We start from the raw sequence: 11,999 nt of genomic DNA on the forward strand, positions 1-11,999 counted from the left end.
TCCTTCAGGCCTGTTTGAGGTGTTTTCTGAATTCTTCCGCGGTCCATGTGGTAATCTGGTTTGTAAAGCGCAGGCGATAAAAGCCCAGCAACTGGTCATGGGTAGAGTCAATTGAGCTGTAAACGCCGTCAGTGATCAGAACTGCCCTGTAATTGTAATCAAGCGCGCCGAGCAGGGTTGCCAGGACACAGACATCCGTTTCTCCCCCGGTGATCACGAGAGTTTCGATATTCTGGCCTTCAAGATGCTTCTGCAGTTTCCCCTCATGCCAGGGCGAATAACCCTTTTTATCGACCACCTGTGCCGGCGGAATAAAGGTTTTCAGATCATCGACAACATCCAGCATATCCTCTCCGAGACGGGAGCGCGTCATCTGATGCCAGTGCCGATAATAATCCTGCCAGGCGCCTGATGCATCTTCGACATCAACGGGAGGAATGAAGCGGGTAAAAACCGTTTTTTCGGGCTGCGTGGCAACAAGCTGGTGAACCGTAGGGAGAATGCGGGCCAGCCAAGGCGCATGCCAGGCCGTTTTTTTGAAAAACATGTTCTGCATATCAACGCAGATATGGCGCCGGCGCCCGCTCTTCAGACTGTCTTCCAGACCCATTGCACGCTCTCCATTCGCCAGAGTGATGAAAGGCCCTGTTGGCTGCAACCCCCCGGACGCTTTCTCCAACAAACCCTCACTGACCTCAACGTGGAGCGTGCTCTTCGTCGCAATCTGAAAATTTTCAAAAATCAGATAGGCAAAGGAAGTTATGGTGGTTTTACCTACTGCGGTTGCACGGTTTCATGCGTCAGAACCAAAGTCTCCAGAAGGTTGACATGCGCCAGATGCGTCAGCCCCTGAGGCATGTTACCCAGCCATGATCCATCATCCGGATTGACCATCTCGGTCCAGACACCCACGCCTCCCTGAAGCGCATCCGTAAGCTCTGACAGCGCTTTTCGGGCTTTCTCCACATGTCCCAGAAGTGCTCATGCTTCAGCGATCCAGAACGAACAGGCGAGGAAACATCCTTCCTCATCCGCCATATCGCTGTATCGGTAATGATAGGGCCCCATCCCCAGTTCCCGATCGAGAGCCGCCAGCGTCTGGCGAAGGCGGTTCTGGTTTTCAAACCGGAACCGTACAGCCAGAGCCATCGCGGCATCGAGTTTCCCGGACCCCGGATACATGACATAGGACTGCCTGCTGTCAGACCAGCAATGCTCATCGATCCAGGCCGCAATCCGATCCCGTTCCCGGACCCATCGGTCACGGCATGTTGTGGGAAGTTGTCCTCTGTCCGCCAATTCGACAGCGCGTGCGAGGGCCTGCCAGCAACTGATTTTTGAAAACGTATAATGCTGCTCTTCTGACAGTTCCCAGATCCCGGCATCTTTCTGCCGCCAGATATCCGCGCATTCATCTGCAATATGCGACAGAAGTTCAGCGCTGGCATTATCGAGAATGTTCCCGGCTTCGATAAAGCGCCACGCTGTCCCGAAGATATCACCATAAATACCATGCTGGTGCTGACTGGCAGCCTGATTGCCTGTCACAACCGGCCGTGAGTTCCTGTAGCCCGACCTGCCAGTTTCCTGAACGTCAGAAACTTTCTCTCCCTCCAGAGTATAGCAGACGAGAGGGCCATTTTCCTGGAGGCGCTTCAGAAGCCATGTAAAAGCAGCCTGCGCCTCGGGTTGGGCATTGATGGCAAGAAACGCCTTGATCGTGTAGCCGGCATCCCGGATCCATGCGAAGCGGTAATCGTAATTTTTCGCGCCCCCGATTTTTTCCGGCAGGGATGTGGTCGCCGCTGCTGCAATGGCGCCTGAAGGAGAAAAAAGGAGAAATTTGAGCGCAAGATCACTTCGGACAAAACCGTCCCGATAGGGTCCCTGATAGCTGATCGCACTGGACCAGAGTTGCCATGCGCGATCGGAAGTATCGATACGCGCATCAATATCCTCAATCGGCGGCACCACCAGTGGCTCGTCTTGTCCAGCCACGATGGCCAGAACCTCTCGTTCGCCTTTGCGGACCACAAAATGACCTGTAACGCCCTCGTCACTCTGCTCACATGTAACGCCTGATGTATGCAGGAAGAGTCCCAGAACATCTCGCACATGGAAAACCGTGTAGCGCCCAATCCGGGACCTGTAAGGGCTTGCCGTATCAGCACGTCGGCTGAACAGGATTTTCAGACTGAAACGGACACTCCCTTCCAGCCCCTCAATGCGTCGCGCCAGTTCCGACCAGGGAAGACGCCCGGCATGGCTGCTATTGAGTGATTCCGTCAGCCTGGCCTTACCGTCGCGTGTCTGGAAAATCGTTTCCAGAACATTGCTCTCCGGCAGGTAATGCCGCTTTACCTGAAACTCACCTTCGGGCTGGATAACGAAATACCCGCCTTCACCAGCATCAATAAGACGATCAAAAAGAGGGGGAGAGCTGATTTTGGGAACACACCACCAGTCAATCGACCCGTCAACCCCGGACAGAGCGACGGACCGGCCATCGCCGAGCGCTCCGTAATCTTTAAGAGGCAGATAACCTTCGGTTCTGATCGGATATGACAGTTCTCGTTCTGCCTCGATGGCACGATCACCTTGCATCTGGCGGTTTCCCCATACTTGAGATCTTCACCCCTCGTATTGAGGAAAATCTGCTATCGGATCAGCGCATAGGAGTGGAAAAGGTTCAGAGGAAGAGCAACACGTCTCTGCCCGACATCAGGTTTAAAAAACGGAGAGCGGCGTTTTTCAAAAGTGAAATCGCGCCTTCCCCAAACCCTGGCTTTGATCAGCGTACATGTTGAAGGCAAACCATAGAAACCGACAGCTATAAACCAGAATTCTGTTAAGTATTCTGCAAGAAATGGAACATCAGAAACATGATGCTTGTGATGAGACAGTTCGGATTTTCACAAAACCTGTAGCACACATTCTTTCAGAAACCCCTGAAGCTGCCGTGCAACCGTAGCAGGGGCCATCAGCCGAAATCGCACGCTCCTCCCGGCTTTTCGGAACGACGGGCGTGGCTTCAGGATGATAGGGCGGCTCAAACCTTTCTTAGGGAATGCATTCGATCTGAAATTTTAAACTCAATTTTTCAATTTTTACGGAAACGGTCCGTATCCTTCGCTGTTTGTCATGAAACGACATAATAGAAACGAGGAAACATGGTCCGACCAGACCCCAGAGATGCCAGCAGTCCAGGCAAACTTATTCTTCTTTTTTCTCCCTTGGGCCTTTTGTTCCTGAGCGGATGTGAGACTGCCGGAATTTCCTTCCTGGCACCTGCCGGACCTATCGCTGCTCTCCAGCATCACTGGTTTGAAGTTATTCTTGTTGCGCTTGCCATTGTCATTCTGCCGGTCCTGGCGGGCGTTCCATTCTGCCTCTGGCGATATCGCCTTGGGAACAGAAACGCTCCTTATCGTCCGGACTGGCAATATACGCTTTCGCTGGAATATCTCGTATGGGGGGTTCCAGCTGTTATCGTTCTGATGCTCGCAGTTCTGATCTGGGGCGCGGAACGACGCTATAGCCCCCAGACACCCATCAATTCCCAGACGCCACCACTGGAGGTTCAGGTTGTCGCCCTGAACTGGAAATGGCTGTTCATCTATCCGGCTGAACATGTCGCAAGCCTTGATACACTGGCCCTGCCGGTCGGGCGTGAGGTCAGGTTTTCGCTAACCAGCGACAAAAGCATGCAGTCATTCTTTATCCCTGCCCTTGGCAGCCAGATCTATGCAATGGCCGGAATGGTGACCACGCTTCATCTCCGGGCCGATCAGCCAGGCCGCTATCTTGGTGAAAATACCCAGTTTAACGGCATGGGTTTTCAGGACGAAAAATTTACGGTGATTGCCCTGCCCGACCCGGCATTCAGAAACTGGATGACGGCCGCCCATCAGAGTTCCCTTGCCCTGAACGACGCAACCTACCGGACCTTGCTTCAGGATGGGAACGACCAGCAGGCCGTGTCCATGCTCACCAAGGGCCAGATGCCTCCTTCCGATCCTTTACAGCCTCAGGGCCTGCGTTTCGCCAACGTGCCGCCTGATTTCTTCCGAAGCATTGTCAATCACGTCCACCAGCCACCTGTCTCTCAAATCACGGTTCCGCAATGATCCCTCATCCCGCTCTAAAAGTGGCCATGCCATGACTTCGTTTCTGTTTGGGAAATTAAGCTACGGTGCCTTTCCGTTCTACAGCCTGATCGCGACTTTTGCCGCGTCCATCGTCGTCATCGGTGCGATCGGAGTAGCAGGATTTATCACCCGGATACGCGGATGGCCTGCGTTATGGTCGAAGTGGCTGACGAGCCTCGATCACAAACGCATCGGCATCATGTACATCGTGGTCTCATTCGTCATGCTGGCACGCGCCATCGTTGAGGCTGTCCTGATGCGGGCACAGCAGGTTGTTGGCTATCGCTCCTCGGGCTTTCTGGGGATACTGGTCTTTGCAGGAGGGGTAATTGCTCGCAGCTTCAATCGCCATACAGAACAGACCATCAGCGCTGATGAAGTCCGTGACATCGAAACACGCTGGCTGAAAGCCGTGCATGAAACGGCGCCAATTCCGGTTGAAGCCGAGTTTTCCAATCTGAATCGCGGGCGTGCCGCAGGAGCGCTGAAATGACCGGCCTGACATCCGCCGCTTCACACGGCGCCCACTCCGATAAACAGGGCAGTTCGTCCCGTCATCCCGGCTTAAACCTGCACCAGCATGATCCTCAAGCCCATGACGCAGCAGAAGAACTGCTGTTCGGCTTCTGGATTTTCCTGATGAGCGATCTGGTCATCTTCTCGATGCTGTTTGCGACCTATGGAACGATGCTGAATTCGCTGGCAGGCGGCCCAGGCCCTCATCAGCTTTTCGACCTTGGCAGCACGGCCATTGAAACAGTCGTTCTCCTGACCAGCAGCCTGTCGTTCGGCATGGCCACCCTGGCCATGAAATATGACGCTTCAGTGCGCAAAACCGGATTATGGATCTTCGTCACCCTACTTCTGGGACTGGTTTTCCTGGGTTTCGAAATGCATGACTTCAGCGAAATGATTTCCAAGGGCGGCCTGCCGTCGCGCAGTGGCTATCTCTCGTCTTTTTTCGCTCTGGTCGGCACACACGGACTGCATGTAACGGTGGGCTGCATCTGGCTTGTGGTCATGCTCGTCCAGTTGCGGGTCTTTGGCCTCGACAGTTGCGTCAAGACGCGAATTCTTCGCCTCGGCCTGTTCTGGCACTTTCTGGACATCATCTGGGTTGGAATTTTTTCCGTCGTGTATCTTTTGGGACTGGCACCATGAATCGGGAAGCAACACAGGCACGTCATCAGTACATCACAGGGTTTGCACTTGCCCTGTTCCTTTCAGCCATCCCGTTTGGACTGCTGGCCACTGGGGCCATATCGCGCATCACTTTATTATGGACCATCGGACTGAGCGCCATTGTGCAGGTTTGCGTGCATTTCTACTATTTCCTGCATATTGACCTGAAGCGCTCTCACCGCGACGACCTGCAACTGATCCTGTTTACCATCCTCATCATCTTTCTGATGGCAGGCGGTACGCTCTGGATTATCGGCAATCAGCACGCAATGATGATGTAGGAGCCATGACATATTGAACATCAGGCTCAGTTGACACGCGCCATTTCTCTTAGATTTTTTTTAGTATTCCTGTCAGGAACCTATGCCCTTCCGAACCGTCTGCTGAAATATCAGGGACAGGAAGGCTGCCTATGACTTTTATCCGGACACAGCGATCTGGCTTCCATGGAAAAGGGCTGTCCTTTTTACTGGGGCTCGCGGTCTGGATGAACATGATGCCACCTGCAACGGCTCAGGCTGCCCCTGATCCGGAAACCGTCTTTGCGCAGGCCGCCAAGGAAGGCCCCCAGAACGAAGCGATTGAAACACCGGATCAAGCCGCGATGCTTGTCCGCCCGCTACAACCCTCCACATTCCTTGTGCCGGGCACGAGCCCCTATCAGACAGCCCATCTACTTGGCGACTGGGGCGGAATCCTGCCTTTTCTGCATCGGCACGGCATTCATCCTTACCTGAATTATCTTGCCGAAGCCGCCGGAAACCCTATCGGAGGGATGCGGCAAACAGGTGCGTATGCCCATCAGATTCCATAGGCGCTGATCTGGACTGGTATCAGATCGCCCATATCAAAGGCCTCAGCACGCATTTCCTGATGGTCAACCGTGAGGGAAACAACCTCAGCAGTGCGATGGGCAATCTGTTTGATGTGCAGGAAATATGGGGAGGTGGCGGTGACGTTGCCCGTCTTGTCTACTTCACATTCGAACAGTCTTTAGCTCAGGGCCGCGTCAATATCATGGTTGGTCGTATGCTGGCCGGAACCGATTTTGCCGCCTCCGATCTTTATTGCGGCTTCCAGAATCTGGGCCTTTGTCCCAACCCTGAATCGCTCTTTCTCAATTCCCGTACCAGTGGCGGCGGCTATCAGATTTTCCCTTACAGTTCATGGGGAGGCCGTATCAGGGTTCGGCCTTTGCATAATGTCTAGGGCCTGTTAGGGCTTGATCCAGTCTGCTGCGGCAGCGATGTGGATGACCGCGAGGAACGACGTTGCTGTTTTTTCGTATCTGGTTGCGACAGCGCGCCACTCCTTGAGGCGAGCCCAGAGGTTCTCGACAAGATGTCGACACCGATAGGCCCATTTTGGGCAGGCGACCGGGCCATCGCGTCGTTTCGCAGGAATGGCGGGCCGGGCTCCCATGTCCCATATCCGTTCACGAAAGGCATTTGACGCATAGCCCTTGTCCGCCACTACCCACAGGGGAATGGCGGGAAGGTTGTCGAGCATGGCTGGTGCCAGGGGCAGTTCATGAGCCTGTCCGGGGGCCAGCGCAAAACCGAAGGCTTTTCCATGTCCATCAGCGATCACGCAGACTTTCGTGCCATAGCCGCCGCGAGAGCGGCCAAGTGCTTCACGATGGTCCCGCTCTTCGAAAGAGGCCCCTTTTTTGGGCTCCCGCCGCCTTGTGGTGAGCCCTGATGTTCGTACCATCCAGAAAAGTCATTCCGAATGCCACTCCCTGTTGTTCCTGAACCAGTTCGAGCAGGCGTTCCCATACGCCGAGCTTCGCCCAGCGGATGAAAAGCTGCGCAGCCCGCCACCACGGACCCAGTTCAGCGGGGATGCTCCGCCATTTCGCGCCATTCTCATGACGCCAGAAAATCGCTGCTATCGTCCGCCGCAGATCATGTGGCGGCGTCTTGCCCCTCGGGCTAACCTCCTCAATCAGAGGTTCCCAGATCGCCCATGTCTCGTCCGTAAAGGTGCCTGTTCTGTCTCCTTCTTCCATCCCTACAATATGGGAAGAAATTCAAGATCTAACAGGCCCTAGGCTTACCACCGAGAGAATCATTAACCAGTAAAGCCATGTCGAACAGGCGTGGCTTGTCCTCAAGAGGCGTAAAATCTGTCTCGATCTTTGCTGTGTATTTCTCTCCAAGATAACCTTGAAATCGGGATGTGAGAGGTGGTCCCCATTTTTCGGACAGGGCGATAAGCTATCATCTGGCCTGAACGAGGACGGGTTTTATGGGCAAGGTTACGCGCAAGAGGTATGCGGCGGAGTTCAAGTCACGGGTTGCGCTGGAGGCGATCCGTGGGGAACTGACGCTGGCGGAACTGGCTTCGAAACATGGCGTGCATCAGACGATGATCGCCCAATGGAAGCGCCAGGCGATCGAAGGCATGGCAAGCCTTTTTTCTGGTAAGTCAGTAACGGAACCTTCAGTCAGCCCAGCTGATGTGGAGAAACTGCACGCGAAGATCGGCCAGTTGCTGGTGGAACGGGATTTTTTACGCGATGCCTCTGCTCGGTTGGGCGTGATCAGAGGCGGCAGATGATTGACCCGAAGAGAGCATGCCTGCCGATAATCCGGCAATGCACGCTACTGCAACTCAACCGGTCGGGCGTCTACTATCGGCCTGTGCCACAGAGCGAAGCCAATCTGGAGCTGATGCGGCTGATCGACGCCCAGTTCCTGGAAACGCCGTATTATGGCTCACGGCAGATGACATGGCATCTGCGCCGCCAGGGACATGAAGTGGGCCGCAAGCGGGTCCGGCGGCTCATGGCGATCATGGGCCTGCGGGCGATCTACCAGAAGCCGCGCACGACCGTGCCCCATCCGGAGCATCGGAAATATCCATATCTGCTACGGGATCTGGTCATCAATCGGCCTGACCAGGTCTGGTGTTCCGATATCACATATATTCCCATGAAACGGGGATTTCTCTATCTCGTGGCGATCATGGACTGGTTCACGCGCAAGGTCCTGTCCTGGCGTCTGTCGAACACGATGGACGTGGAGTTCTGTATCGAGGCGCTACAGGATGCCCTCATGCGCTATGGCGCCCCGGACATTTTCAATACTGACCAGGGGTCGCAATTTACGACACCGCGTTTCAGCGGGATACTGGAAGAGCGTCAGATCCACCTCAGTATGGACGGGCGTGGGCGATGGCTGGACAACGTGTTCATCGAGCGTCTGTGGCGGTCGCTGAAATATGAATGCGTCTACCTGCACGCGTTCGAGACCGGATCAGAGCTGAGGGCCGGGCTTGGCAGATGGATCGCCCATTATAACGAAAGGCGTCCGCATACGGCGCTGGCTGGACGAACGCCCGATGAGGCGTATCATGACGTGCCGACGCCATCTGGTCCGGGGTTAACCCCGGACCAGATGGCCAACAGCAACGCCGTCACAAGGGCGGCATAACGACAACCGGGTATAGCTTATCAAGCCCGCAAAACTGTCCGAACGGACGGGACCACCTCTGTCTGAAGGATCTGCGCCCCATCGCAGATCATAAAACGCAAATCAACAAGCTTGGCGCCTTGGATCAGATACTTGAAACTGACGGGAGCGGATGCTCCGGTCCGCGGCATGATGAGTTCTTTGGTAACGGGGGCTTTCCCGAGCTCAAGAAGATGGACTTGGAGCACACGTTTGTCTCCATCCCATGCCACCTTCTGATCAGGGAAGCTAACGAGGTTTTTAGTAAGCGGTGTTTTTGGACACACCGCAACCGCGATATCGAACTCGCCCGATGATGGTAGTTTGCCAAGCTTTTTGCCGTCACCGTTGATCGCATCGATTTCTAGGACCCGGGCGGTCGGCGGCGGGGTCGTCGAAATCAGTTTTGGTAGTATCTTCCGAATTGGCTTTACGTTTTCCGGAACATCGATATCGGTCATGCCAAAGCGTGGCAGAAGCTCGTGGATCTGCCTCGATTCAAGGACGTTATCGTCCAGCCTTGGCGAGAAAAATCTACGGCTGTGCAGCAAAAATGTCTGGTTCGACACGACGACTTCGCCTTCGACGCCTGCCGCTTCACTTGCTTGTGCAGCGGCCATGTCGATACTGGAATAATTCCCAGCCCAGTTCTCGGCGAAAGCCTCAAGCCATCGTTCGTTGCCGCTTTCTTGGACGCAAACGACGCACTTTGCGCCGGTTGAACCCCGGATCTCATCTAGGGATCGGGCCAAAGTTCTCTGGTCGTCAGTGATTATAATGACCAGTTCTGCCGAAACGGATCCGGTCGTCAGAGTATTAACGGATTTGGCCAAGAGCACGTCGGCCAAACTCTCGCCAGGCTTCCAATCGCCGACCCGAAAAAATGAGCCGCGATTCAGAGCCTCTGTAAAGGCTTGCCCTGCTTCGACGCCCGTACTGCCGGTCGGAGTCGAAACGACGAGGGCACCATCCTGGCGATCTGGCGTTTTCGTCCGAGGTCGTCGGTCTTGAGGCCAGTCAAAAAATACACGCCGGTCTGGAACAGCATCGGCGAGATAAGTCCTAAGCTCGTTGATATCGTCACCCAAAGAGCTCCAATTCCAGACCGACCTGTCAATTCGCAGACGAAAGTCAAAACCGAAGGATAAATCGCTAAACGCCCGCGCTAGATCGATTGCCAATGTGGTATCGATCCAATCTTCTGCGTTGAAAACTGCCTCATCGCCGCCCCAGACAGCTATGCCATTTTTCCGGATCGCAGAGTGTAAAGCGTGGGACACACCCAAACTGCTCCGACCGTGCCACCAACTCCAGTCGCCTTTGGCAACGAGGACGCCAAGGGCGGCGCGCGCAAATGGTCCGTAGTCGGCATAATCGTTCAGCCAGGACTTATCGTCAAAAAGCACATTTCTACCTTTTTTGGTTCCTTAGACGATATTCGCAGTCGATCGCAATGCCTGACACCAGCGGTTCGCTACGCGCTGCCGGCTGCCTAGCATGTCGCGAAGGACGTCCCACAAAAACCAGCTTTGATAAGTCCCTGCCGGATTGTGCCGCCAACAAAGGATAAGGTCTCGAAATAAGGTCGATCATCAGTCGCGAAGCTAAAATTACATTCACTTCTGACATTGATTGTAACAGCAGTTCACGTCAATGCGGATAATCGCAAGTGGTTGCGCGGTATGATACTCCCGATTTGAACCTACCTTCTTTAAAACACTGGAATTAAACGATTCTAGAGAATGCGGCCTCAGTTTACGCATAGCAAAACCCCGCTAAGCCGTTGACTTAGCGGGGTTTCAAAAACTGTATTTGGTTGCGGGGGCAGGATTTGAACCTGCGGCCTTCAGGTTATGAGCCTGACGAGCTACCGGGCTGCTCCACCCCGCGGTGGTGTTTTTGATGTTGGGGATTTGTTGTGGTGTGTTGGGTAGGCTGGGGGACCTGGCGGCGACCGACTTTTCCGCACCTTAAGGTGCAGTATCATAGGCGCTGAGGGATTTCACGGCCGAGTTCGGGATGGGATCGGGTGTAGGGCCCTCGCAATGGCCACCAGGTCTTCCAGCCCACCCTGTCTTTTGAGAGAGGGTGGTGGTTGGTGCGTTGTGAAGAGTGTGGCTGATTTCTGTGCATGTGTTTTGGAGTGAGAAGTATGAGCGATTAGGACCGGTTAGCTGCATGCATTACTGCACTTTCACACCCGGCCTATCAACGTGATGGTCTGTCACGGCTCTATGAGACCTCGTTTTGAGGTGGGTTTCCCGCTTAGATGCTTTCAGCGGTTATCCCGTCCATACTTAGCTACCCGGCTGTGCCACTGGCGTGACAACCGGTGCACCAGAGGTATGTTCATCCCGGTCCTCTCGTACTAGGGACAAATCCTCTCAAGTCTCTTACACCCACGGCAGATAGGGACCGAACTGTCTCACGACGTTCTAAACCCAGCTCACGTACCACTTTAATCGGCGAACAGCCGAACCCTTGGGACCTGCTCCAGCCCCAGGATGTGATGAGCCAACATCGAGGTGCCAAACCTCCCCGTCGATGTGAACTCTGGGGGAGATCAGCCTGTTATCCCTAGAGTACCTTTTATCCGTTGAGCGATGGCCCGTCCACGTGGGACCACCGGATCACTATGGCCGACTTTCGTCTCTGATCGAGCTGTCACTCTCACAGTCAGGCGGGCTTATGCCATTGCACTCGACAGCCGGTTTCCGACCGGCCTGAGCCCACCATCGCGCGCCTCCGTTACACTTTGGGAGGCGACCGCCCCAGTCAAACTGCCCACCATGCAGGGTCCCGGACCAGGCTTACTGGTCTCGGTTAGACATCAGAAAAATTCAGGGTCGTATTTCAAGGATGGCTCCACCCAAGCTGGCGCCTGGGTTTCAAAGCCTCCGACCTATCCTACACAGAATGTCTCTGATGCCACTGCAAAGCTGCAGTAAAGGTTCATAGGGTCTTTCCGTCTGACCGCGGGTACCCCGCATCTTCACGGGGAATTCAATTTCGCTGAGTCGATGCTGGAGACAGTGGGGAAGTCGTTACGCCATTCGTGCAGGTCGGAACTTACCCGACAAGGAATTTCGCTACCTTAGGACCGTTATAGTTACGGCCGCCGTTTACCGGGGCTTCAATTCAGTGCTTGCACACCTCCTCTTAACCTTCCGGCACCGGGCAGGCGTCAGGCCCTATACGTCATCTCACGATTTCG

At 54.7% G+C, this 11,999-nt stretch carries 12 protein-coding genes, 1 tRNA gene and 2 rRNA genes (1 of these 15 running past the window's edge); 7 read left to right on the plus strand and 8 right to left on the minus strand.

Features of this window, described 5'->3' with window-relative positions:
• Positions 1 to 4: 4 nt before the first annotated feature.
• The 3 genes from ACJ2A4_RS06580 to ACJ2A4_RS06590 all read right to left on the minus strand — a co-directional run bounded on the left by ACJ2A4_RS06580 (position 5) and on the right by ACJ2A4_RS06590 (position 2,604).
• Positions 5 to 610 carry a cysteine hydrolase family protein gene (locus ACJ2A4_RS06580; protein WP_408872217.1) on the minus strand — a complete coding sequence of 202 codons (606 nt, stop codon included), beginning with the start codon at positions 608 to 610 and terminating at the stop codon, positions 5 to 7.
• A gap of 164 nt (positions 611 to 774) precedes the next feature.
• Positions 775 to 966, minus strand: coding sequence for a hypothetical protein (locus ACJ2A4_RS06585; protein ID WP_408872218.1), 192 nt, complete (start codon positions 964 to 966; stop codon positions 775 to 777).
• Positions 967 to 981: 15 nt separating this feature from the next.
• Positions 982 to 2,604 (minus strand): glycoside hydrolase family 15 protein, encoded by a 1,623-nt coding sequence (locus tag ACJ2A4_RS06590; RefSeq protein WP_408872219.1) that lies wholly within the window; start codon positions 2,602 to 2,604, stop codon positions 982 to 984.
• 629 nt (positions 2,605 to 3,233) lie between these two features.
• On the opposite strand from ACJ2A4_RS06590, the gene ACJ2A4_RS06595 reads away from it, so the two are divergent.
• The 6 genes from ACJ2A4_RS06595 (at position 3,234) to ACJ2A4_RS06620 (ending at position 6,539) form a co-directional block, all read left to right on the plus strand.
• Positions 3,234 to 4,127, plus strand: coding sequence for a cytochrome ubiquinol oxidase subunit II (locus tag ACJ2A4_RS06595; RefSeq protein ID WP_408872220.1), 894 nt, complete (start codon positions 3,234 to 3,236; stop codon positions 4,125 to 4,127).
• Between the two features lie 31 nt (positions 4,128 to 4,158).
• Positions 4,159 to 4,641: a hypothetical protein gene (locus ACJ2A4_RS06600; protein ID WP_408872221.1), complete on the plus strand. Its 483-nt coding sequence runs from the start codon at positions 4,159 to 4,161 to the stop codon at positions 4,639 to 4,641.
• Positions 4,638 to 5,309, plus strand: a complete 672-nt coding sequence (locus ACJ2A4_RS06605) for a cytochrome c oxidase subunit 3 (RefSeq protein ID WP_408872222.1) — start codon at positions 4,638 to 4,640, stop codon at positions 5,307 to 5,309. Before ACJ2A4_RS06600 ends, ACJ2A4_RS06605 begins: the two co-directional genes overlap by 4 nt.
• Positions 5,306 to 5,611: a cytochrome o ubiquinol oxidase subunit IV gene (gene cyoD / locus ACJ2A4_RS06610; RefSeq protein WP_408872223.1), complete on the plus strand. Its 306-nt coding sequence runs from the start codon at positions 5,306 to 5,308 to the stop codon at positions 5,609 to 5,611. The genes ACJ2A4_RS06605 and cyoD overlap by 4 nt, the downstream gene beginning before the upstream one ends.
• A gap of 131 nt (positions 5,612 to 5,742) precedes the next feature.
• Positions 5,743 to 6,144 carry a hypothetical protein gene (locus ACJ2A4_RS06615; RefSeq protein ID WP_408872224.1) on the plus strand — a complete coding sequence of 134 codons (402 nt, stop codon included), beginning with the start codon at positions 5,743 to 5,745 and terminating at the stop codon, positions 6,142 to 6,144.
• A gap of 56 nt (positions 6,145 to 6,200) precedes the next feature.
• A complete protein-coding gene (locus ACJ2A4_RS06620; RefSeq protein ID WP_408874118.1) occupies positions 6,201 to 6,539 on the plus strand; it encodes a carbohydrate porin in 339 nt (112 codons plus the stop codon).
• Between the two features lie 6 nt (positions 6,540 to 6,545).
• On the opposite strand, the gene ACJ2A4_RS06625 is transcribed toward ACJ2A4_RS06620, so the two are convergent.
• Positions 6,546 to 7,341 (minus strand): IS5 family transposase gene (locus ACJ2A4_RS06625; protein WP_408872225.1). Its coding sequence is split into 2 segments (ribosomal slippage): positions 6,546 to 7,002 and positions 7,001 to 7,341, totalling 798 coding nucleotides; the frame shifts between segments, so codons are not numbered across the junction.
• 239 nt (positions 7,342 to 7,580) lie between these two features.
• Here ACJ2A4_RS06625 and ACJ2A4_RS06630 point away from each other — a divergent pair.
• Positions 7,581 to 8,767 (plus strand): IS3 family transposase gene (locus ACJ2A4_RS06630; protein ID WP_408872226.1). Its coding sequence is split into 2 segments (ribosomal slippage): positions 7,581 to 7,839 and positions 7,839 to 8,767, totalling 1,188 coding nucleotides; the frame shifts between segments, so codons are not numbered across the junction.
• Positions 8,768 to 8,787: 20 nt separating this feature from the next.
• Here the strand turns inward: ACJ2A4_RS06630 and ACJ2A4_RS06635 are convergent.
• The 4 genes from ACJ2A4_RS06635 to ACJ2A4_RS06650 all read right to left on the minus strand — a co-directional run.
• Positions 8,788 to 10,191 carry a hypothetical protein gene (locus ACJ2A4_RS06635; protein ID WP_408872227.1) on the minus strand — a complete coding sequence of 468 codons (1,404 nt, stop codon included), beginning with the start codon at positions 10,189 to 10,191 and terminating at the stop codon, positions 8,788 to 8,790.
• Between the two features lie 407 nt (positions 10,192 to 10,598).
• Positions 10,599 to 10,675 (minus strand) — tRNA-Met (locus tag ACJ2A4_RS06640).
• Positions 10,676 to 10,727: 52 nt separating this feature from the next.
• A 5S ribosomal RNA gene (rrf, locus tag ACJ2A4_RS06645) occupies positions 10,728 to 10,842 on the minus strand.
• Positions 10,843 to 10,925: 83 nt separating this feature from the next.
• Positions 10,926 to 11,999 (minus strand): 23S ribosomal RNA (locus ACJ2A4_RS06650); it runs 1,661 nt beyond the window's last position.

Source organism: Gluconobacter roseus (assembly GCF_046058915.1).
Classification (GTDB): domain Bacteria; phylum Pseudomonadota; class Alphaproteobacteria; order Acetobacterales; family Acetobacteraceae; genus Gluconobacter; species Gluconobacter roseus_A.